Raw genomic sequence first — 17,672 nt, 5'->3', positions numbered from 1 at the left:
CTCACAATTCGTGTCTGGGGTTCAGCGGGCTTAAAATGCAGTAGCTAAGCTTTAATCACCCATTAAGGGTAACTGGAGGTAAATATGTCAGAACGTCCTGATGCAGATCCAGATAAAATTCAGCCCCTTCCCGGAGAAGGTGAACCGTTACCGGATGACGACGATGATGATGAGAACTTGCCAGATGAGAATAAACCCCTCATCTGATAGATGAGCCGCCAATGGCGGCTCAATTTTTTTCTCAGGTTATCGATTGGATTTTTGACGTTAAGAAGGGAAAATTAAATCGGAAATATAAACCTGTATTATTACGAGCTATTTTATTCCCCTTACTTTAGGTTTTTTCCGAAAGTAAAATTTACCTAACTTTTAATCCAAAGCCTGTGATATGACCTACTGTTAACAGAATTAATCTGCGAGGGTATTTATGAAAGACCACAACACGAATGAGCAGCGTAAAAAAGAAGGGGATGCGCGAAAAGGATTACCCGAGGCTGCACCCAACGCTGGAAATGCCTATGAAGAGGATGACCATCCCGCAAAGGATAATCCGAATGAGCATGGTGAGATCCCGCGTACGCGTGATGACAGTAAGGACCACACGCGAGATCCATTTAAAGATAAGTAGTAGACTAATTTATCCCCTTCACCAACGATGCTGGAAAGCGGACGCGAGTGTGATCAATCCCTAAGACTTAATGCCTTAGTCGCTGCATTCTACTGACAACCCCAGATTTCCCTCTTAAGGAATCGATTACTCTTTATGAACCCCAGCCAGATGGTTGGTATCAGCATTCATCTCGCTGCCATGCGTATCAAATCAGCTGTCTCAAACACGCTGCCAAGCGGATGTTTTATGAAAATAAAGAAGCCCGGTAGTGGTGGCCAACCGGGCTGGCCTTTGCAGCAGGGGTAAGGATTAACATGATTAGGGTTCATCAATCCTTGAAACTTTCAGGTGAGTATTTTCACCCTTACCAAAGACTTTACCGCTAACGCGGACTTTATCCTCAGCACTGTATGTTTTTCCTTTGAAGGTGGTCGCTGGCGCCTCTATATTCACCGTTCCGGTTGCGTCCCGGAACTGATACATATCTCCTTTCACCTTTTTGACAATATAGCCCTCTAAAGTGGCATATCCTCCTTGTCGGAAATCTTTAATCAGCTTCACTGGCGTTTCTGCCGTGTCTTCTGAACCTTTATAACCAGCATCTTCTTTGTGCTGCGGTGGTGGGGTTTTACCTGCCTCGAATCCACCCGTTTCAGCATAAGCTCCAAAACTTAATGGCAGCAGCATCGCTACCCAGGCAACTTTATTCATATCACTCTCTGTATTGGTTAGGATTTTATTAAGCCTGGCACAGCAAATGAAATATGTTCGCAGCGGTAAGAAAATTCCTCTTAATACCCCTGGCCGGATGACCCGCCAGTCGGTATTCCTGTGCACATAGGCAAGGAAAATGTATTGCCATGCATATGATTTCACGATCCTTATTCAGTGTATGCATGTTGCATTAATAAGAGACGCAGTGAATTTGTGCCCCCACCGTCTGGCTTGCGTTTTAAACTATGGCTACCAGACTAGATGGATATCCGAGCTACAAATCTTTAGCGTTTGCTCCCAGTCAGGAGAAAGAAATGAGTAAGAAAATCGCTGTTCTGATTACCGATGAATTTGAAGATTCTGAGTTCACCTCACCGGCAGAGGCCTATACAAAAGCAGGTCATGAGGTGGTTACCATTGAAATGCAGGCAGGTAAAACGGTTAAAGGGAAGCAAGGTAAAGCGGAAGTAAAAATCGACAGGGATATTGATCACGTGAATGCCGCCGAATTCGACGCGCTGCTATTGCCTGGCGGGCATTCTCCTGATTCGCTGCGTGGTGACGATCGATTTGTGAATTTCACCAAAGAATTTGTCGCCAGCGGTAAGCCGGTTTTCGCCATTTGTCATGGGCCACAGCTGCTGATCAGTGCCAACGGTGTGCGGGGGCGCAAGATGACCAGTGTGAAGGCCATTGCCATCGACTTACGCAATGCTGGCGCAGACTTTTATGATAAAGAGGTGGTTGTTGATGACGATAAGTTGGTCACCAGCCGTACACCCGATGATCTGCCCGCATTTAATCGCGAAGCACTGCGGATCCTCAATGCAACTTAATTTTTAAAAACTGTTTTCGAATGCTATCCATTTTCCGCAGGCCCAGTACTGAAGATGGAGTCGAGCTTTTAGGTTGCTCTCCGCTTCGATTTTGGCGGTTCCATATGGAGAGTGCCACGCGTTAAGACTGGACGCACTCGGTGAGTACACCCAGTGCGTCGTTAAGCCTGACACTCACACAGACAAATCAATCACCACTTTCCCCACGTGCCCCGCCGATTGCAGGTAGCGATAAGCTTCCTGAGTCTCATCAAATGCAAAGACACGGTCAATTTCAGGTTGAATCCGGCAAGTATCAATGGCTCTCACCGCAGCGCGCAGATTGGCTGTTGAACCGGTATTGTTGCCAATAATATTTAACATTTTCTGCATAATCGGCAGAACGGGAAGTTTCAACTCGCTTCCCCCCACAAAACCAATGACAAAAAGGGTGCCGTTGTAGGCTGCAGCATTGATTGATTTGGCAAAGGTTGAAGCCCCCACGGATTCCAACACCAGATCTGCTCCTCGGCCGTCCGTGAGTTGCCATACGCGCTTGTCCCATTCGGGATCTTCGCGATAGTTGATACCTTCATCAGCCCCCAACGCTTTGACCTTCGCTAGTTTTTCATTGGATGACGAGAGAATAATTACGCGAGCGCCGGCTGCTTTAGCGTATTGCAACGCAAACAGGCTCACGCCGCCGGTGCCGAGTAAGAGTACGGTGCTACCGGGCTGAATATTCGCGCGCACGATGGCGTTCCATGCGGTTGTTGCGGCGATAGGCAAGGTGGCAGCCTGTTGCCAGCTCAGAAATTCAGGAATACGCACCAAAGATGCAGCAGGAACCACAGCGTATTCCGCCAGTCCGCCATTGTGGGTGACGCCGCGCAATGCATGATGGTGTTCCGCGCGAATTTCACCAGCATGCCAGCTGGACATCATGCCCGGCACGACGCGTTCTCCTGGCTTCCAGCCACTGACGCCGGCCCCCAGTTCAACGATTTCCCCCGCGCTGTCTGCGCCGGGAATAAGGGGGTTGGCTGATGGCACCAAACTGGCCTGTCGCCAGCGCCAAATCAAGGTAATTTAGGCTCACCGCATGCTGCCGAATTAACACCTCACCCGCGCCAGGCTTTGGGCAAGGCAAATCGCTCAAGGTCAGGGCATCAATCGTGGGTGTGGTTAGTTGAATCGCTTTCATCTGCTTCTCCTGTATGCAAAGTAGACTCAGTGTGCCGCAAAAATGGCGCTATAATCCTTGCCAAATCCAAATGACTTTTGTGTCAGGAGCAATAATGCAGGATGATGATTTTCGCCAACGTGAAGCCTTTTTGGCGGTAGTGCGAGCAGGCAGTTTCAGTGCCGGGGCGCGTGAGCTGGGGCGTGATGTATCGGTGATTTCCCGCCGTATAGCGGCCTTGGAAAAACGCCTGGGTATACGCCTCATCGAACGCACCACCCGACGCATTCGCCCTACGGAAGAAGGGCAGCGCTATCGGCGTAAAATCGAACTGGCCGATGAGCTGCTGCGTGAGGCGGAAGAGGAAGCGCGCGCGTTGGCTGCGCGTCCGGCGGGTACTATCCGTTTGTCGGTTCCAGCTTCTTTTGGCCGTAGTTGGGTGGCGCAGGCGTTACCAGGATTTTTGCAGGCCTATCCCGATATACGTATCGTGTTGAACTGCAGCGACCGTTATGTCGATTTGCTCGGCGATAATTTTGATATGGCCATTCGTATCGGTGTTCTGGCGGATAGCAGGCTCATTGCACGGAAACTGGCGGATACCTGTCGCATGCTGTGCGTCGCGCCGGACTATCTGGAACGGCACCCTGCGCTGATTCACCCGCATGATCTTCGCCAGCATGACTGCCTGGGATTTACGCCTATGCACAGCTGGCCAGAGTGGCGCCTGGAAAAAGAGGGGCATCAGATAGCGGTACCTGTTCATACGCGCTTTGAAAGTGACGAGATGGATGCACTGACCTTGGCCGCCAAAGCGGGGCAGGGAGTGTTACTGGCTGCCAATTGGTTGGTACAGCAGGAACTGGCAGAGGGATCGCTGGTGCAGGTACTGCCAGACTGGCAGGCCATTGGGGAAGATGGCGTCTGGCTGATGAAGCCATCTAGCCAATTGCAGTCAGCAAAAATCACGGCACTGACTGAGTGGCTGGTGGACTGGTTTGCTATTAAGCGGTGGTGAGTGCCGGATTGATCAAGGTTTGCAGCGCCACCGCGCTTTGCTCATCATCAGGCACATACACCAACAGGCGGTCACCATTGCGAGAGGCAGACCACCAGTTATTTTGCCGCAGCGTGAGCTCACCGACTTCCTCACGATAAAAGCGCTTCACGCGGTTTTCCACCTGGCCCAGCTCATAGCGCTGCCAGGTTTGGGCGAACTCATCTGAGCTATTGAGCAAACGGGCAAGGAAACTCTCCCAGTGCGCATCGCCGAGATGTTCGCCCATTTGTCCACGAAACATCGCCACCATCTGCGGCATCACTTCTTCCCAGTCATTAAGTGCTTTGCGCCAACCAGGATGATTGAAGGCCAGCCAGATGCAATTGCGGTCTTCTACCGCGATTTCCGCTAGGTCGACACCCATCAGCGCACACCAGGCCGCGTTATAGCCGAGGATATCAAAGCGCGGGGTTTCAATAATTGCCGGTAACTGGATGGCATCCAACATCTGCTGATTATGTGCCGCAATTTTGCAGCACGCGGCAGCCACCCGCACTGAGGGTAGCGAATGACCGGCGAGCGAAAACAGGTGCTGAGTCTCGACATCATTGCACTGCAATGCGGTGGCAATCGCGGTGAGCGTTTTGGGAGAAGCCTTGATGTCGCGTCCTTGCTCCAGCCATGTGTACCAGGTCACGCCGACGTCTGCTAACTGCGCCACTTCTTCCCGACGCAAACCGGGCGTACGACGATGGCGCATGCGCGGCAAACCGAGCCGATTGGGATCAAGGCTTTCACGGCGCGTGCGCAGAAAGGTGCCCAATAGTTTGCGGTTATTATGTTCGGCGTTGACGAGGGTGGCAGCCAGGCTCATAAGCGAATCTCCAGACGAGACGGGTAGTATTTATACCATGATAAACAAGAACTGGTACCCGTTTAACGGTTAGGTGATGCTATGCCGTACTGCAACTAAAAACAAGGTTAAAACCGATGCAAACATCGCAACTTCAACGTGCGGGACTGGTGGTCCTGCTAGCTGGGCAACTGCTGCCCATGATCGATTTTTCCATTGTTAACGTGGCGCTAGATGCCATGGCGCATACGTTGCGCGCCACAGCGATTGAGCTGGCGCTGATTGTTGCCGTGTATGGCATTGCTTTCGCCATTTGCCTGGCGATGGGCGGCCGCCTGGGTGATAACTATGGTCGTCGTAGAGTTTTCCTGGCAGGAGTATGGGTCTTTGGTATTGCATCTTTATTATGCGGCATCGCTAACAGCGTTGGTTTGTTGATGTTTGCCCGCGCACTTCAGGGTGTCGGTGCCGCCTTTATCGTGCCACAGATCCTCGCCACCATGCATGTCACCTTAAAGGGCAGGGATCACGCGCGTGCCATTGGCCTTTACGGTGGGATCGGAGGGCTCGCGTTTATTATTGGCCAGGTGCTGGGGGGATTTCTTATCAAGGCGGATCTCGGCGGCTATGGCTGGCGCAGTGTGTTTTTGATTAATCTGCCGATCTGCCTGTTTGTGCTGATTACCGCGCGTCGATTCGTACCGGAAACCCATAACCATCAACGTGTGCAGGTGGACGTTAGCGGTACGTTACTGCTGGCGGGCGCCATTGGTTGCCTGATGTTGGCATTGGCGCTTGGCCCGTTACTGCACTGGTCCTGGCCGTGCATTCTGCTGCTGGTGCTGTTCCCGGTGTTATTGCATCGTTTGCGTCAGAGTTCGCTGCGACTGGAGGCGGCGGGTGGCGCACCCTTGCTGCCGCCATCCTTGCTGCGTCTGCCGAGTGTTCGTTTCGGCCTGACACTGGCGGTGTTGTTTTTCTCATGCTGGAGCGGTTTCATGTTTGCGGTGGCGCTCACGCTGCAATCAGGTTTGGGGCTGAGTGCGTTCCAGTCGGGTAATGCCTTTATCGCTCTGGGCGCGGCCTACTTCATTGGGGCAATGCGTTCAACGCGAATGGTCGAGCGCTTCGGCAAACGCCTCACGCTGCTGGCCGGCTGTGGTATCCAAATGGTGGGTCTGATGGCATTGATTGGCACTTTCCAGCTGGCGTGGCCGGACGTGGGTGTCTTTACGTTGATTCCCGCCACGATCCTGATCGGTTTTGGTCAGTCGTTTATCGTCAGTACCTTTTATCGTATTGGTATGAGCGGCGTGCCGCATCATCAGGCGGGTGCGGGTAGCGCTGTATTATCAACGGTGCAGCAGTCGGCACTGGGTTTAGGTCCGATGTTGTTAGGAGGCGTTTTCACCCAGATTAACCTGCACGGTAATCATCTGGCGGCCATTTCGGGCACCTTGGGTGTAGAGCTGTTGATGATGGCATTGCTGGTGATCGTCACCAGCCTTAACCGTCGTACTTTCCTGCCTGCGACAGTGGAAGGGTAATCCTTCTGCTGTGATTTCCGCAGCGGCCTTTCAGCTTACTGTAAGGTAAGTGAAAATCCGCTGGATGCGCTGAATTTACCTTTGGCGCAGTGGTCTTTTTTCCGGAACATTACGCCGCAACTAACGGGCTGAACCGCGTGTTCAGTCCGTTTTTTGTGGTGCGGCAGAAATGCGTTGAATGGAAAAACGGCAGGCTCATAGCAGATGAAAAAGATGTTAACCGGGTTACTTTTCATGGTAACCACCACGGCCTTTGGTGCAGAGGATTTCACCCTTAAGGATATCCACTTCGACGGCCTACAGCGCGTCGCACCGGGAGCAGCGATGTTGAGTATGCCGGTTCGTGTGGGCGATCGCGTCAGTGACGATGATATTCGCTCCACCATCCGCGCACTGTTTGCCACGGGCAACTTTGAAGATGTGCAGGTGCTGCGCGACGGCGACGTATTGTTGATTAAAGTAAAAGAGCGTCCAGCGATTGCTAGCATCTCCTTTTCCGGCAACAAGGCGATAAAGGACGACCAGCTTAAACAGAATCTGGACGCTTCAGGCGTTCGTGTGGGCGATGCGCTGGATCGCACCACCTTAACGGACATCGAAAAGGGCCTGGAAGATTTCTACTACAGCGTGGGTAAATATACCGCCAGCGTGAAAGCCGTCGTCACGCCGCTGCCACGCAACCGCGTCGACCTGAAGTTCATCTTCACTGAGGGTGTGTCCGCTAAAATTCAGCAAATCAATATTGTTGGCAATCATGCTTTTTCATCTGATGAGCTGATTTCACATTTCCAGCTGCGAGATGATGTACCGTGGTGGAATTTTATTGCCGATCAGAAATATCAAAAACAGAAACTCTCTGGCGATTTAGAGACACTACGCAGTTATTATCTTGATCGCGGTTATGCGCGATTTAATATCGACTCTACTCAGGTGAGTTTAACGCCAGATAAGAAAAGCATTTATCTGACGGTTAATTTACATGAGGGTGATATTTATCATGTGTCGGATGTCATCTTAAATGGTGATATGGCCGGACACTCTGCGGAAATTGAAAAACTCGTCCACCTACCTGCCGGTGCCTTATATAGTGGGGCAAAAATTACCGCGACGGAAGGGGCGATTAAAGCACTGCTGGGTCGTTACGGTTATGCCTTCCCGCAGGTGAATACCCAACCCGAAATCAACGATGCGGATAAAACCGTTAAATTGCATATCAACGTGGATGCTGGCCATCGCATGTATGTGCGTCAGGTGAAGTTTTCAGGCAATGACACGTCAAAAGATTCGGTATTGCGCCGTGAAATGCGCCAAATGGAAGGTGCGTGGCTGGCAAGCGATCAGGTTGAGCAGGGCAAGGTGCGTCTTAATCGTACCGGTTATTTTGAAACCGTCGATGTAGATACTCAGCGCGTGCCTGGCAGTCCCGATCAAGTGGACGTGGTGTACAAGGTTAAAGAACGTAACACCGGCACCTTTAACGTTGGCTTGGGTTATGGCACTGACAGCGGTATCAGTTATCAGCTCGGCGTCAGCCAGGATAACTGGATGGGCACCGGGAATACCGTCAGCTTCAGCGGGACCAAAAATGATTATCAAACCTACGTGGAAGTGGCGGCAACTAACCCTTACTTCACCGTTGATGGTGTCAGTCTAGGTGGCAAGCTGTTCTACAACGATTACAGTGCTGAAGATAACGATCTGTCTGAATATACGTTGAAGAGCTTGGGTGCGAGTAGCACATTAAGCTTCCCGATCAGCGAAAACAGCAACCTGAGTTCCGGGCTGGATTACGTCTATAACCGCGTCAGCAATATGGCACCCCAAGTATCGATGTGGCGTTATCTGGGATCGCAGGGCATCCATCCTAAAGTGATCACCACCGATACGGATGATGATGATGATTATGCCACCAGCGATGAGAGATTTGTTGCCAACGATTTCTTCTGGAATGTTGGCTGGAACTATAACTCATTAGACCGGGGCTTCTTCCCGACATCGGGTGTTTCGGCGGGCTTCAATACCAAAGTGACGATCCCCGGATCGACCAACAGTTATTACAAAAGTACACTAAGTGCTAATGCTTACTTACCGCTAAGTAGCGATCATCGTTGGGTGTTGATGGGTCGCACCAAAGCAGGTTATGCGGATGGATTAGGCGGCAAAGAAGTCCCATTTTATGACAACTTCTATGCTGGCGGTTCAAGTTCTGTGCGCGGTTTCTCATCGAATACCATCGGTCCAAAAGCTGCCTATTACAGCTGTACGGGCAGTGAAAGCAGCTATGGAAACTGTGCGGTGAATAAATCGGATGATGCGGTCGGCGGTAACGCCATGGCCGTAGCGAGTGCAGAATTGATCGTTCCCACGCCGTTTATCAGTGAACGCTATGCTGATTCACTGCGCACTTCTTTGTTCGTTGATGCGGGCACCGTGTGGGATACCAAATGGGAAAATACAGCGGCAACCCGTGCGGCAGGTATTCCTGATTATGGCGATCCGAGTGAAATTCGCGTATCGAGCGGAGTTGCCTTGCAGTGGCAGTCACCGTTGGGTCCTTTGGTATTCTCGTATGCCTTGCCAATCAAAAAATATGAAGGCGACAAATCAGAGCAGTTCCAGTTTAATATTGGTAAAACTTGGTGATGGTTATTTGTTTGTTAAATCAAGAAGCAAGTTTTACGTTATCTTTAAACAGATAAGACAGAACAAAATACGCGTTTGAGTAAAATAGTCAGGGTACGGCGCTCAAGGAATGAGTGCCTGCCACCATCGTTGTTATGCCTTTCTAATGAATATATTTCGCCACCCGAATGGGTGGCTTTTTTATCAACTGCTACAAGATGGTTGCACCCATCATTACGCCAACCATTTGACATCATAAAGTTAGTGACAAGCTTAATCGCGTGTAACATGTACCTTAGGGAAAATGTTTTTATTAAATCGCCCACCCGCAGCGCGTTCTAATTGAGCCGCTAGCTGCAATAAGAGCCCATCATTAGCCTGTCGGGTTTGAAAATGCATCCCCAGCGGTATGCCTGACTGTTGCCAGGCAAGCGGTAGCGAAATGCCTGGAGTACCTGTTTGGTTTGCCAATGGTGTGAAAGCAAAAATACCCCATATCCCTCTGAACCAATCCATCACATCTTGATTATGACTAATAGTGAGGTATTTCTTTTCCCCAATCAGCGGTGTAGCTTTTGCGATTGAAGGTGTGAGGATAATATCCCAGGCTTCATAAAATGCACCCAGTTGGCGGGATATTTGGTTAAAAGTGTCTTGCATTAACCAGCGTTCACGGTAAAGAATATCTTTCCCTTTTTCCCAAAGTAAAATATTAATAGGTTCGAACAGATCCTCTGTCGGGGCTGTTAATCCTTTGGCTTCAAGTTGATTTTGAATAAACTGGGCGAAGTTTGAAATGTAGCATAATGTCTGTGCTTTATATGATGCGTTAAAGTCTATGTCAGGAGTAACCCACTCAACCTGATGGCCTAAAGCACGTAAATGCTCAGCTGTTTTCTCAAGTTCGCTCACAAAATGTGGATCTGCTTTATAATCTCCCCATTCGCTGGAAACAGCGATTTTTAATCTACGGGGATCTTTTTGAATAGTTTGCGTATAAGGCTCATCGCTCTTCCAGTAGGGCATAAACTCTCCGGGCGCGCCCCCACGGCAAGCATCTACAAAACCTGCCGTGTCGCGAACAGAACGACTAATACAGCCTTGGGTCGAAACGTAACCGGTAATATCAGAGATGGATTGAGAAACAGAGAAGACTCCTCTTGAGCATTTCAGTCCTACCAGACCTTGCGCACCAGCCGGAATGCGAATGGAGCCACCGCCATCAGTGCCGTGAGCGATAGGAAGAACACCTGCCGCAACGGATGTGGCGGCACCGGCTGAAGACCCAAATGACGTATAATCCGTATTCCATGGATTGCGCGTGACATAGATTTCTGGATTTTCCGCTGAACTGCATACGCCAAATTCCGGTGTTGTGGTTCTGCCGATAATATTAAAGCCTGCTTGACGAATTTTCGTAGTTAAAAAAGCATCTCCAGAAGGTTTATAGCCTTTAAAAAAACGAGAACCTTGCTCCTGTAAACGACCTTTTACGCCTGGGCCTAAATCTTTCATCATAATAGGGACGCCAGAAAAGTGGCCGCCTGCGTTTATCGTCTTTTTATCGGGATTGTTAACGGCATCATCAAAGACTTCAATGACCGCGTTGATAGCTGGATTGGTTTTGGCTGATGCCAGTCTTGCCTGCTGCGCAACTTCACTCGCAGTGATATCACCTTTTTTTATTAATGCAGCAAGGTCCGTAGCATCAACGTTCGCCCATTCATTCCAACTCATTATGGTATTCATTTAGACCTCGATTTAATCGCTTGATTATTCTGCTGTTGCATTATTTTTCGTAGGCAACAATATTGTGTTCGCTGTTAGATGAATTCCTTTCTTTCAATAATATCAGCGCAGTGAGTCCGAGAATATTTGCCGCCATCAAGTAGTAGCCCGGTGAACTTGGGTTACCTGTCAATTCGATTAGCCAAGAGAACACGATTTGTGCAGTGCCACCAAAAATGGTGATTCCAAATGCATAAGCAATCGAAAAACCGGTCGATCGAATATATTTTGGGAAATTTTCACACAGTACTGTTACTACACCTGCACCGCTGAGACCTTGTAAAATGGCTAACACGGAGATCACTGCAAAAAATACTGATTCGCTGTTGAATTTGTTGACGATCTCAAGACCAGGCACAATCAATATTGTGAGCAGGATGCGCGGTACCAAAATTGGCATTTTTCTGCCAAACCGATCAGCCAGATAACCCCCGAGCAATGAAAAGATAATGATAATGACGCCGATAAGAATGGATGTCTCCATCGCTATGCTGGGTGAGAATTTCAACTCTTTCAAAGCGTATGTGGTCATGTAATTGAGAAAATACATGGTGATGGCGTTGCCTGAAATCAAAAAAACACAAGTAATAACTAAGCCTCTGTAATTCTTGAATACCTCAGAAAGAAGTGAGCGCGTGGTAGGGTCACGGCTATCCTGGGGGTTTTGAAACGTTTCATTCAGGTTTCTACGCATGTAAATGGCGATAGGAAGAATGATAAGGCCAATAGCAAACGGAATTCGCCAACCCCATACAGACATCTGTTCGGAGGTCAGTAAATTCGTCAATAAGAAACCGATGGTCCCGGCCATGATGCCTGCAATACCTTGCGCAACGATCTGATAGCTAATGTAATATGCTTTGCGACCTTCTGGAGCGGCCTCCATGATATAAGTCGTTGAGGGGCCAGCTTCGCCTCCCCAAGCGAGTCCCTGCATCATCCTGACAATCACCAATAATATGGGTGCAGCTATACCAATGGTCTCATAGCCTGGAAGAATAACTAAACCGCCGGTGCCAATCGTCATTAAAACCATCGTGAGCAGCATGGCCGGTTTCCTGCCCGCCCTGTCAGCATAGCTGCCGATGAAAATAGCCCCCAATGGACGCACAATAAATCCGATAGCAAAAACGGACACCGATAGCAGTAAACTTGTGAAAGCATTCGCAGAGGGGAAAAAAGTATTACCGATCATGACGGCAAAAATGGCATAGGCGCTGAAGTCGAAAAATTCAACGGCAGCACCAAGCACGACCGCGGCAAATTCTTTTTTTGTTGCTTTCGGTTGTTCCTGGTAGGAATTTATTGATATTGACATTAATTAATACCTCGGAAAGTAAATATTAGATTTTGCTGGCATGTCTGCACAAACAAAATGCATTCATTGCACCCATGTATTGTCAATGTAATGACGGATAACCATTAACCCGGATTTAATAAATGTCATTGAGGTATAGCAAAGCGCTTAACAGAGCACTAGCACATTGTTGCGATGTTGGTGTCTACAAAATGTGGGCACTCTATGCGAGTCGGGTAGATAATGGTTTAATGATGTCTTCATATATCCATATGAATTTCCTATGTAAACTATGTATTTTTGTTCTTGTCTAATCATTATAGTTTTGGAGTTAAAATGAAATAGCGCACTAATTTTGTGCGCTATGTCATGATTTTGCGACGTGGAAATGTGAAGGAGAGCAGGTTGTTTTTTATAATAAAAAAATTATTTCATAGGGTGAAGGGATTTATTTTACGTGTCTCATTATCAAATTTTATCCATCTCATATGAGCATCAAAGCCCCTCTATAGCAGGCATAAGCTGAAGTTATTTATAAAACTTACGTGGAGAAAGGAACATGCAATTAAGGGCATTGAGATATTTCAGCATGGTTGCCGACTCGACCTCTTTACGAGAGGCAGCGGAAAAGTTGTTTGTTACGCCGACGGCAGTAACACGTCAGATTGAGCTGTTGGAGCATTTTTACGGTGCATCGCTGATTGAGCGTGGACCAAGAGGGGTAAAATTGACACGCGAAGGAGAGCTGCTCGCGCAGGCGGTAAAGGCCACTTTATCTGAATTGGATGCAGTAAAAGAACGTATTTCAACTTCACAAAGTATTGTCTCGGGCACTGTTAAGATCTCTTCGGCTGAAAGCTTGGTTACCCCCTTTATTGCACCTGTCATTGATGAGTTCCGCGCGCTCCATCCTAAAGTGCAATTCGAGATTGAGACCGGGAGTGCTTTGTATGTAGCTGAAAATTTGATCAGCGGGAAGGCCGATGTCGCGCTCACATTTTACATGCCAGTTAACGCCGAATTACAAGTCACAAATTACTGCGAGCTGAAGCACAAAGTTTTAATGTCAATCGACCATCCATTATCCAATAAGAGTTATGTGACCCTCAAAGAAGTTTCTGAACACCCGATCGCAATACCGCCTTCCAACTATGCTGTGCGGCAACTAATGGAAACGGCATCAAAACGTGAAGGTTTCACCTTTGATATCAGATTCACAACCAGTTCGTTGGATGTGCAAAAACGCCTTACCATGATGGGATTAGCGCTAATCATCCAACCACAATTAAATGTTAATGACGTCAACGATCATGAAAAATTAATCGCATTGCCACTGATTGACCCGATGATGGGCCAAGTAAAAGTAGAACTGTGTTTACCACGCCAGCGTTCTATCTCTTTAGCGACACGTATTTTTCACGAGATGATTGCGCGCCGTATTGAAAGTCAGAATTATTAACATGCCACTTAAACCTGATGTTTGAAACGTGTGCAGCCAAAGCACTACGCACGCAACCCCAGCTTACCGGCCAAACAAAACATCAAACGCTGCGTGAAACGTTCAAATAGCCATAGGCTAATCATGCCGTTGCTTTCTTATCAGACAACAGAGAGGAAGCCCCCTTCGAACGCCAAGGGGGCTCCCTCTGCTACGCCATTCTCAATGTAGACTTTGGCCTGTGCGTGGCGGGCGTCCATCACGCTTGCGCATTTGATCGTTAATCAAATGCGTTGTGGTGTTCATCATGCATGCCTCAATACGTGTGATGCAGTGCTTCACCCACCGCGTCGAACAGGCGATCCAGTTCCGCAGGTTGCGTATTAAACATCGGGCCAAATTGCAGGGTATCGCCGCCAAAACGCACGTAGAACCCGGCTTTCCACAGCGCCATGCCCGCATCAAACGGACGTATCGTCGCATCGCCATCACGAGGTGCTAACTGAATCGCGCCGACCAAGCCGCAGTTGCGAATATCCACTACGTTTGGACAACCGCGTAATGCATGCAGTGCGCGCTCAAAATAGGGAGCCAGTTCGGCGGATTGTGCAATCAGCGCCTCACTCTCCAGCAAATCGACCGTGGCCAAACCGGCGGCACAGGCCACCGGATGGGCTGAATAGGTGTAACCATGGGCAAACTCGACGGCATGCTCAGGCAGCGGCTGTGACATAAAAGTGTGATAGATTTCACTGCTGGCAACAACACCGCCGAGCGGGATGGCCCCATTGGTGACCTGTTTCGCGAAGTTGAGGATATCAGGCGTCACGCCAAAATACTCCGCGCCACTCCATCGGCCCATACGGCCAAATCCGGTTATGACCTCATCGAAAATCAGCAGGATGTTATGCTGCGTACAGATCTCGCGCAGACGTTGCAGGTAGCCTTGTGGCGGGATAATCGCGCCAGCCGATCCTGATAACGGCTCAACAATTAATGCCGCAATATTTGAGGCGTCATGTAATTCAATCAGCTTCAGCATTTCATCTGCCAGTTCTACGCCACCGGTTTCAGCCTGACCGGCAGTGAACGGCAGGTCACTCTGCAACGTATGCGGAATATGATCGACATCCATGAACTGTCCAAACATCTTCCGATTACCACCAATGCCACCCAGGCTGGTTCCGGCGATATTTACGCCGTGATAACCACGCGCACGGCCAATCAATTTGGTTTTGCTCGGCTGACCTTTAATGCGCCAGTAAGCGCGCGCCATTTTAACGGCAGTATCTGCTGACTCAGAACCCGACCCGGTAAAGAACACGTGATTGAGATCGCCGGGCATGCGCTGTGCAATCTTCTCGGCCAGCTGGAAGGAAAGGGGGTGCCCATACTGGAAACCTGGCGAATAATCGAGCGTGCCAAGCTGTTTCGCCACGGTATGCTGAATTTCACTGCGCGTATGGCCGGCACCGCAGGTCCATAACCCCGACAGGCTATCAAATATCTGACGACCTTTATCATCGGTCAGCCAGCGGCCCTGCGCAGCAACGATAAAGCGAGGGTCGCGCTGGAAATTCCGGTTTGCACTGAACGGCATCCAGTGCGCTTGCAGATTGAGTGACGCAGTATTTACAGACTCAGACATATTCGTTACCTCTCGACGGGTGTGTGAAGAGTTTGCATTTAAGTATTGGTTAAGTTAAATGCATATAAACTCACCTTCACTTATGGAAATTCTCACCTATATGAAAAGCAAATCGCTGGCCCAGGTCACTGATTTTGATCTGAAGTTGCTGCGCACGTTCAAAACCGTGAGCGAGTGCGGCAGTTTTTCCGCGGCCGAGAGCTTACTGGGCATAACTCGTTCAGCGATTAGCTTAAATATGAGTGATTTAGAGAAGCGACTGGGGATGCGATTGTGTCAGCGGGGACGGGCCGGTTTTGCTCTGACCGATGAAGGGCGGGAAATTTTGCGTCACAGCGACAGTATGATGGCGGCGGTCGAGAATTTTCGTCAGCAGGTCAATCAGATGCACAAGCAGCTACGTGGTGAATTAAATATCGGCATTATCAACAATCTGGTGACACAGCCGAAGATGAAAATCACACATGCGCTTGATTCGTTGCGCGCAAAAGGTCCTGATATTCGTCTTAACATCAGCATGATGACTGCTGCTGAGATTGAACTGGGTTTGATGGATGGGCGTCTACATGTGGGTGCGTTGCCGCTGACATCGCCGATCTCCGGGCTTGAATACACCCATCTTTATGACGAGATATCCAATCTTTACTGCAGCGATAAACACCCGCTGTTCAGCCAAAACATGCCGCCTGAAGAGAAACGGCTGATGCAATATGATGCTATTGCTCCCAGCTTCCGCATGACGCCAGAGGCGATTGGCATGCATCACCTGCTCAACTGTACTGCCACGGCGTCAGACCGCGAAGGCATCGCATTTTTAATTCTGACTGGCCGTTTTATCGGTTTTTTACCGGATCACTACGCCGCACAGTGGGAGGAGAAAAAGCAGATGCGAGCTGTCGCGCCAGAGAGCCTCACTTTCAGTAGTCAGATCGCCATCGCAACGCGTACGGGAAGGCGAACGAATGCCATTCTGGACCGATTTCTGCAATTTCTCGACATTTCACCCAGCCTGACAGACGCATGATCGTTATTCCTGCGCGCCCGACGTTGTCGCTGGGCGCGTATTCATGCGTTCAACTCTCGCGCAAGCGCAATCCCGTTTCCGCATCAAACAGGTGGATCCTCTCCGCATTAAACCCAATTCGCATCTCATCGCCACTGACAGCATGATGGCGTCCGGCGACCTGCATGTGCAGCGCATGTCCGTGCCAGTCGAGATGCAATAAGGTCGATTCACCCGTAATCTCAACGACTTTCACTGAGGCCAGTGCACGAGATTCCGTTTCGATGAGGTCATGGGGCCGTGCGCCGAGGGTCACGTTATCACCTTCGCGTTCTCGTCCCACGGTTTGCCAGCGTGGTGGAAGTGGCTGCCAGAGATCATGGCACTGTACGCCGGGAATACCCTCGCGGGAGATCAATTGGGCGGGCAGTAGATTCATCGGCGGAGAACCGATAAAGCGTGCGACGAAGGTATCCGCTGGACGGTCGTAAATCGCCAGTGGCGCACCCTGTTGCACAATGCGGCCTTCGCGCATCACCACGATTTGATCGGCCAGCGTCATGGCTTCGACCTGATCGTGCGTCACATATACCATGGTGGTTTTAAAACGTTGATGCAGGGATTTGATCTCTGCCCGCAGCTCCATACGCAATTGCGCATCAAGGTTAGAGAGCGGCTCATCAAACAGAAACACCTGCGGATTGCGCACCATCGCGCGGCCCATTGCCACACGCTGGCGCTGTCCGCCAGATAATGCGCGAGGATAGCGTTGCAGCAACTTATCAATGCCCAAAATCCCGGCGATGCGCTCAATTTTGCTCTGCTGCTCTTCGCGCTTCACTTTTTTGACTTGCATATGGAAGGCGAGGTTTTCGGCGACCGTCAGGTGTGGATAAAGCGCGTAGCTCTGGAACACCATAGCGATATCCCGATCAGCCGGGTCGCGATCGTTAATTTTCACTTTATCCATCATGATCGTGCCGTCAGAAAGGCTTTCCAGCCCGGCCAGCAGACGTAGCAAGGTGGACTTACCGCAACCGGACGGGCCGACCAGCACGGTAAAACTGCCGTCGGGAATGGTGAGATCCAGTGGATGCAGCACCGATTGTTTTCCGTAGCGCTTCGCCACATTTACGAGTTCAACACTGGCCATG

The 17,672-nt window shown here is 49.8% G+C and carries 16 protein-coding genes; 8 read left to right on the top strand and 8 right to left on the bottom strand.

Features of this window, described 5'->3' with window-relative positions; translation table 11 throughout:
* Positions 1-84 precede the first annotated feature (84 nt).
* Both HA51_RS27645 and HA51_RS03400 read left to right on the top strand, forming a co-directional pair.
* Entirely contained in the window at positions 85-207 is a 123-nt protein-coding gene (locus HA51_RS27645; protein ID WP_281253404.1) for a hypothetical protein, read from the top strand.
* Positions 208-427: 220 nt separating this feature from the next.
* On the top strand, positions 428-628 hold the full coding sequence (locus HA51_RS03400) for a hypothetical protein (RefSeq protein WP_084931862.1): 201 nt from the start codon (positions 428-430) through the stop codon (positions 626-628).
* A gap of 300 nt (positions 629-928) precedes the next feature.
* On the opposite strand, the gene HA51_RS03395 is transcribed toward HA51_RS03400, so the two are convergent.
* Positions 929-1,321: a YgiW/YdeI family stress tolerance OB fold protein gene (locus HA51_RS03395; RefSeq protein ID WP_084931861.1), complete on the bottom strand. Its 393-nt coding sequence runs from the start codon at positions 1,319-1,321 to the stop codon at positions 929-931.
* 317 nt (positions 1,322-1,638) lie between these two features.
* Between HA51_RS03395 and HA51_RS03390 the strand changes: the two genes are divergently transcribed.
* A complete protein-coding gene (locus HA51_RS03390) occupies positions 1,639-2,160 on the top strand; it encodes a type 1 glutamine amidotransferase domain-containing protein (RefSeq protein WP_084931860.1) in 522 nt (173 codons plus the stop codon).
* A gap of 174 nt (positions 2,161-2,334) precedes the next feature.
* On the opposite strand, the gene HA51_RS03385 is transcribed toward HA51_RS03390, so the two are convergent.
* Together HA51_RS03385 and HA51_RS27425 are read right to left on the bottom strand one after the other, a co-directional pair.
* A complete protein-coding gene (locus tag HA51_RS03385; RefSeq protein WP_245840135.1) occupies positions 2,335-3,192 on the bottom strand; it encodes a zinc-dependent alcohol dehydrogenase family protein in 858 nt (285 codons plus the stop codon).
* A complete protein-coding gene (locus tag HA51_RS27425; protein WP_245840134.1) occupies positions 3,137-3,343 on the bottom strand; it encodes a hypothetical protein in 207 nt (68 codons plus the stop codon). Before HA51_RS27425 ends, HA51_RS03385 begins: the two co-directional genes overlap by 56 nt.
* Before the next feature lie 94 nt (positions 3,344-3,437).
* Between HA51_RS27425 and HA51_RS03380 the strand changes: the two genes are divergently transcribed.
* Entirely contained in the window at positions 3,438-4,340 is a 903-nt protein-coding gene (locus HA51_RS03380; protein WP_084931859.1) for a LysR family transcriptional regulator, read from the top strand.
* On the opposite strand, the gene HA51_RS03375 is transcribed toward HA51_RS03380, so the two are convergent.
* Positions 4,327-5,196, bottom strand: a complete 870-nt coding sequence (locus HA51_RS03375; RefSeq protein ID WP_084931858.1) for a helix-turn-helix transcriptional regulator — start codon at positions 5,194-5,196, stop codon at positions 4,327-4,329. The two genes, HA51_RS03380 and HA51_RS03375, sit on opposite strands and share 14 nt — an antisense overlap.
* Before the next feature lie 116 nt (positions 5,197-5,312).
* Between HA51_RS03375 and HA51_RS03370 the strand changes: the two genes are divergently transcribed.
* On the top strand, positions 5,313-6,722 hold the full coding sequence (locus HA51_RS03370; RefSeq protein WP_084931857.1) for an MFS transporter: 1,410 nt from the start codon (positions 5,313-5,315) through the stop codon (positions 6,720-6,722).
* A gap of 204 nt (positions 6,723-6,926) precedes the next feature.
* Positions 6,927-9,365, top strand: a complete 2,439-nt coding sequence (gene bamA / locus HA51_RS03365) for an outer membrane protein assembly factor BamA (RefSeq protein WP_084931856.1) — start codon at positions 6,927-6,929, stop codon at positions 9,363-9,365.
* 252 nt (positions 9,366-9,617) lie between these two features.
* On the opposite strand, the gene HA51_RS03360 is transcribed toward bamA, so the two are convergent.
* Together HA51_RS03360 and HA51_RS03355 are read right to left on the bottom strand one after the other, a co-directional pair.
* Positions 9,618-11,081 carry an amidase gene (locus HA51_RS03360; protein WP_245840133.1) on the bottom strand — a complete coding sequence of 488 codons (1,464 nt, stop codon included), beginning with the start codon at positions 11,079-11,081 and terminating at the stop codon, positions 9,618-9,620.
* Between the two features lie 52 nt (positions 11,082-11,133).
* Positions 11,134-12,450, bottom strand: coding sequence for an MFS transporter (locus HA51_RS03355; RefSeq protein ID WP_084931854.1), 1,317 nt, complete (start codon positions 12,448-12,450; stop codon positions 11,134-11,136).
* A 538-nt stretch (positions 12,451-12,988) separates the two neighbouring features.
* On the opposite strand from HA51_RS03355, the gene HA51_RS03350 reads away from it, so the two are divergent.
* The gene (locus tag HA51_RS03350; protein ID WP_084931853.1) at positions 12,989-13,888 is read left to right on the top strand and encodes a LysR family transcriptional regulator; all 900 of its coding nucleotides are present in this window, start codon (positions 12,989-12,991) and stop codon (positions 13,886-13,888) included.
* A 295-nt stretch (positions 13,889-14,183) separates the two neighbouring features.
* On the opposite strand, the gene aptA is transcribed toward HA51_RS03350, so the two are convergent.
* A complete protein-coding gene (gene aptA, locus HA51_RS03345) occupies positions 14,184-15,515 on the bottom strand; it encodes an omega-aminotransferase AptA (RefSeq protein ID WP_084931852.1) in 1,332 nt (443 codons plus the stop codon).
* Between the two features lie 100 nt (positions 15,516-15,615).
* Here aptA and HA51_RS03340 point away from each other — a divergent pair, with 100 nt between their 5' ends.
* Complete coding sequence (locus HA51_RS03340; protein WP_084931851.1) at positions 15,616-16,539, top strand: LysR family transcriptional regulator; 924 nt, start codon at positions 15,616-15,618, stop codon at positions 16,537-16,539.
* A 49-nt stretch (positions 16,540-16,588) separates the two neighbouring features.
* Here the strand turns inward: HA51_RS03340 and HA51_RS03335 are convergent, their stop codons facing one another.
* Positions 16,589-17,671, bottom strand: a complete 1,083-nt coding sequence (locus tag HA51_RS03335) for an ABC transporter ATP-binding protein (protein WP_084931850.1) — start codon at positions 17,669-17,671, stop codon at positions 16,589-16,591.
* Between the last annotated feature and the right edge of the window lies 1 nt (position 17,672).

It is taken from the genome of Pantoea rwandensis (assembly GCF_002095475.1).
GTDB classification, from domain to species: Bacteria; Pseudomonadota; Gammaproteobacteria; order Enterobacterales; family Enterobacteriaceae; genus Pantoea; species Pantoea rwandensis.
This window is presented reverse-complemented; position numbering and strand designations above follow the sequence as displayed.

Excerpts from the sequence above, each read along its gene's own strand:
- HA51_RS03390 (WP_084931860.1), top strand. The coding sequence starts at position 1,639 with ATGAGTAAGAAAATCGCTGTTCTGATTACCGATGAATTTGAAGATTCT.
- HA51_RS03355 (WP_084931854.1), bottom strand. The coding sequence starts at position 12,450 with ATGTCAATATCAATAAATTCCTACCAGGAACAACCGAAAGCAACAAAA.
- HA51_RS03360 (WP_245840133.1), bottom strand. The coding sequence starts at position 11,081 with ATGAGTTGGAATGAATGGGCGAACGTTGATGCTACGGACCTTGCTGCA.
- HA51_RS03370 (WP_084931857.1), top strand. The coding sequence starts at position 5,313 with ATGCAAACATCGCAACTTCAACGTGCGGGACTGGTGGTCCTGCTAGCT.
- HA51_RS03395 (WP_084931861.1), bottom strand. The coding sequence starts at position 1,321 with ATGAATAAAGTTGCCTGGGTAGCGATGCTGCTGCCATTAAGTTTTGGA.
- HA51_RS03350 (WP_084931853.1), top strand. The coding sequence starts at position 12,989 with ATGCAATTAAGGGCATTGAGATATTTCAGCATGGTTGCCGACTCGACC.
- HA51_RS03380 (WP_084931859.1), top strand. The coding sequence starts at position 3,438 with ATGCAGGATGATGATTTTCGCCAACGTGAAGCCTTTTTGGCGGTAGTG.
- aptA (WP_084931852.1), bottom strand. The coding sequence starts at position 15,515 with ATGTCTGAGTCTGTAAATACTGCGTCACTCAATCTGCAAGCGCACTGG.
- HA51_RS03375 (WP_084931858.1), bottom strand. The coding sequence starts at position 5,196 with ATGAGCCTGGCTGCCACCCTCGTCAACGCCGAACATAATAACCGCAAA.
- bamA (WP_084931856.1), top strand. The coding sequence starts at position 6,927 with ATGAAAAAGATGTTAACCGGGTTACTTTTCATGGTAACCACCACGGCC.
- HA51_RS27645 (WP_281253404.1), top strand. The coding sequence starts at position 85 with ATGTCAGAACGTCCTGATGCAGATCCAGATAAAATTCAGCCCCTTCCC.
- HA51_RS03335 (WP_084931850.1), bottom strand. The coding sequence starts at position 17,671 with ATGGCCAGTGTTGAACTCGTAAATGTGGCGAAGCGCTACGGAAAACAA.
- HA51_RS03400 (WP_084931862.1), top strand. The coding sequence starts at position 428 with ATGAAAGACCACAACACGAATGAGCAGCGTAAAAAAGAAGGGGATGCG.
- HA51_RS03340 (WP_084931851.1), top strand. The coding sequence starts at position 15,616 with ATGAAAAGCAAATCGCTGGCCCAGGTCACTGATTTTGATCTGAAGTTG.
- HA51_RS27425 (WP_245840134.1), bottom strand. The coding sequence starts at position 3,343 with ATGAAAGCGATTCAACTAACCACACCCACGATTGATGCCCTGACCTTG.